This window comes from Marinospirillum sp., from assembly GCF_014859565.1.
In genome coordinates this window covers 1-3,353 of record NZ_JACUUA010000302.1, presented here as the reverse complement: position 1 = coordinate 3,353, position 3,353 = coordinate 1, and the positions used below count along the sequence as shown (strand labels likewise).

General features: G+C 50.3%; 5 protein-coding genes. All 5 read left to right on the top strand.

Annotated elements, in window-relative coordinates; translation table 11 throughout:
- Positions 1 to 762: hypothetical protein (locus tag IBX50_RS18725; RefSeq protein ID WP_292257920.1), on the top strand; the 762-nt coding region annotated here is incomplete at its 5' end.
- 10 nt (positions 763 to 772) lie between these two features.
- Positions 773 to 1,642, top strand: coding sequence for a type II secretion system F family protein (locus IBX50_RS18720; protein ID WP_292257919.1), 870 nt, complete (start codon positions 773 to 775; stop codon positions 1,640 to 1,642).
- Positions 1,643 to 1,902: 260 nt separating this feature from the next.
- The gene (locus IBX50_RS18715; protein ID WP_292257918.1) at positions 1,903 to 2,121 is read left to right on the top strand and encodes a hypothetical protein; all 219 of its coding nucleotides are present in this window, start codon (positions 1,903 to 1,905) and stop codon (positions 2,119 to 2,121) included.
- A gap of 28 nt (positions 2,122 to 2,149) precedes the next feature.
- Positions 2,150 to 2,659 carry a TadE/TadG family type IV pilus assembly protein gene (locus tag IBX50_RS18710; RefSeq protein ID WP_292257917.1) on the top strand — a complete coding sequence of 170 codons (510 nt, stop codon included), beginning with the start codon at positions 2,150 to 2,152 and terminating at the stop codon, positions 2,657 to 2,659.
- 3 nt (positions 2,660 to 2,662) lie between these two features.
- Positions 2,663 to 3,115, top strand: coding sequence for a pilus assembly protein TadG-related protein (locus tag IBX50_RS18705; RefSeq protein WP_292257916.1), 453 nt, complete (start codon positions 2,663 to 2,665; stop codon positions 3,113 to 3,115).
- The last annotated feature ends 238 nt before the right edge of the window (positions 3,116 to 3,353 follow it).

Sequence of the window (3,353 nt, the reverse complement as noted above, 5' to 3'; positions counted from 1 at the left end):
ATAACCAACCTCCGCCAGGGATCGCTGGAATACCAGCTAATGGAAGCGCAGGTGGATCTTTCTCCTACCCAGTTTTACCTGGTCGCATTGGGATTAGGTGCAGCCGGGATTTTATTAAGCTGGTTTTTGTTTGTCCCCGGATTGCCATCATTTGCTGTAGGAGGAGTCTTGGGCTACCTCCCATTTGGTTATATCCACGAAAAGGCGCGTAGCCGCGGTCGAAAGATCGATGAGAAGCTTGCCATCGCCCTCTCTCGCATCGCGCCGGGTTTGCAGGTTAACCGCAGCCTGGAAGAAGTCCTGGAAGAGGTAGCGCATTCACTTAATACAGAAGGTTCCAATCCACTAGGATCAGAGCTGCTGATAACGGCTAAAGACATCCGCTCACGTACTCCCGAGCAGGCTTTACGTGATCTCGCAAAACGATCTCCGTCCCTCTCTCTGGCCAACGTCGCCATGCTGCTGGAGAGCTACTTGCGGGCCGGCGGTGGGCAGTATGCCCAGGTATTAAGTGAGACGGCCACCTCGATCCAACGCATCCTGACAGTACGCACACATGCCCAGGCCAAGGCTGCTCAACCGCTCCAATCAGCCAGGTTGATCCCTTTGATGTTGGGTGGGGTATTGCTGGTTATGATGAGCGATCCGGTGACTCGCTCCTCATTCAGTGATCCATTGGTTCAGGTCGTGATGACCATTTCCATCGGAGTCATGGCGCTCGGATATTTATTCATGAGAAACGAAGTCATGAAAGCAGTCTGAGGAGCGAGAGATGGAAGGAATGATCATTTTGATTGCATTGTTGGTGGCAGGAACGGTAGGTTATTCAGCAAGCAAATTCGTCGCCATAGCTGATCCCAATGTAGCGAAAAGGCTGAATAAAATCGATCAACCTGCTGAGCGACGTGAACCAATCGAGTGGGTCAGCTTGCCATTATCCAGATTGATACCCGGCTACTTCAAGCGCATCGAGCAAGATCTGTATTGGGCGGCTTTCACTGCCCCCTCCTGGTCCGATAAAACACCTGCCTACATTGTTGGACGACAGATCTTGATGACCGCAACCCTGGGTGTGCTGGTGGCATGGCTCCTGGGATCAAACCTGGGTCTTTGGATTGGAGGGTTGTTGGGATGGTTCTTGATGCGTTCCGACCTGACCTCAAAAGCTTCAAATGCACGCAAACGCATCACGCAAGAGTTACCTGAGTTCCTGCAGTTGATGGCAGCCGAATCCGCCAGTGGTGCCGGCCTTGATGCGATCATGAGCCGAGTCTCCTCTAGCGAGGGCTACCTGCCAGCCTGGCTGCGGCGCGTTTTGAGCATTGCTCATGGCCGTAGTTTACTGATCTCCAGAGAAACCGGTGCCGGCATTTTAATGCAGGAAGCGCAGCTTAGCGGCCATCCTGACTTGATCAGCTTTGCCATCCAGATGGGTTTTGCCCGTCAAGGTACTCAAGTACGGGAGACATTGACTCGTCTGGCAACCCAGTTTTCTGATTCCTATGTTGGACAGGCCGAGATCCGTACCGAGCGGCTGGCCAGCCTGTTGGGTGTCCTGGTCGCCTTGTTTTACTTCCTACCCTTTTTGGTGGTGATATTGGTGGTTATCGGTGTGCCCTTGATCCGCGCATTTTCAGGATAAGTGATGGTGACTATTTAAATGAAGGAACAACATTCTTCCACACTCAGGACAACACTTACGATACCGCATATGGTCTTTAAGATCTTAACCAAGAATAGATGCCATCAGATTCTACTTCTAGTCAATAACTCTCTATCAGATTCAAGAGAGAACCACCAATACCTAACAGGAGTCAATAATCAATAAGTAATTATGCAAATACAGATAAAGTCCCATAGAAAAACAAACCATATTTCCTAATCATTTCAAGGAGGTCTCTAATGATCAACAAGTTCAATACCATCAATTCAAGACTAATTACAAGGGTGAAGTCAGTGCAGGCATTTCTGGAAAACCCCCGCAGCGAAAGAGGTGAAGAGTCGGCCAGCGTAGCCGCTATCACTGCTCTGGTCCTTTTGATTATCTTGATTGTCATGGCGATCTTCCGCAACGCACTGATCACAGCCTTTGAACGTATCGCGGCTCTTTTGAGTTTTTGATCGCACCAGGAGTTACTGAGGAAAAGGTATGAAACTAACCATGAATATTTTTAAGCATTTCTGGAAATCTGGTTCAGAATCGCGATATCCCCAAACCTCAGTCAGATGCTCTCTGCTCCAAACTGGCCTTCAACATGGCGTATTGCGCCGGCGGGAGCGAGGTGCCAGCACGGTGGAGTTTGCAGCCAGTGTAGTTTTAGTGATCCTGATGTTTCTGGGTATGCTGCAAAGTGCAGCGTATCTTTGGGCAGTCTCGATCGTTGAAAATGCAGCCAGACATGGGGCACGTGCAGGTTCGGTCAGCCAGAGTTGTGCACCTTGTGAAGCCATTACTGCAGCCAGGGCGGCTCTGCAAGGTCAACCCTTGATCGAAAATTCATCAGTGTCAGTCCTGGCACCAGGAGGTGTGGTTGGTTCGACAGTGAAGATTCGTGTCTCCGCCAGTATTCCACTCTTCTTGCCTGGTGGGAACACACTGGGTCTTGAACGATTGACTTCGGTGCAGGCTGAGGCAACCTTTCGCCAGGAAGGCTGGTGACCTATGCATGAAAATCTTAGCCAGAGTACTGGCGAGAACGGTCAAATCATCCCCTTCTTCATCCTCACCATCCTGCTGTTAGGCTTGATGTTGGCAGTGAGCCTGCAAATTGGACGCATCGTCTATGCGCGGGGAGAGGTCGCCAAAGCTGCCGATGCAGCCGCCTTGGCCGCTGCCTCCCAACTAGACCTGGCTGCTTATCGGGAGGCTGGCCAGATCGTCTTTCTGCCAAATGCACCTGCCATGGCTCAAGATTATGCCATGCGCAATGCTGGATTCTTGGCAAAACACGAAATAGGCGTTTCGGTATCTCAGATCTGGGTCGATGCTGGGTCGCAGCTGGTTTACGTCACTGTTGTGGCAGATCTGGCTTCGCTTCTGCCAGGATTCCTTTCCCACAGTGGGAATTATGCCGCAACCGGCTATGCCCAAGCACGCATCCAGGGAGGGCCGTAACCCTAAAATTCCTTTACCAATGGAGGTACAAGCAATGTAATTTAATCATTACCTAGAATAGTTCAATACTTCGAGAGAGTAACGCCACACGAGAGCAGCAAATCCGCTGGACGTGTGGCGTTTTGTTAACCAACATAAGGAAATAACTGAGAACAATGAAAGGAGAAATTGTGAAAAACCAAGTGCAAATCGAAGGCTTTATTGTTAGCCGTTGGGAATACCAGGGAGAAGTGTTTTT

Coding starts and splice junctions, on each gene's coding strand:
- IBX50_RS18705 (WP_292257916.1), top strand. CDS start 2,663: ATGCATGAAAATCTTAGCCAGAGTACTGGCGAGAACGGTCAAATCATC.
- IBX50_RS18715 (WP_292257918.1), top strand. CDS start 1,903: ATGATCAACAAGTTCAATACCATCAATTCAAGACTAATTACAAGGGTG.
- IBX50_RS18720 (WP_292257919.1), top strand. CDS start 773: ATGGAAGGAATGATCATTTTGATTGCATTGTTGGTGGCAGGAACGGTA.
- IBX50_RS18710 (WP_292257917.1), top strand. CDS start 2,150: ATGAAACTAACCATGAATATTTTTAAGCATTTCTGGAAATCTGGTTCA.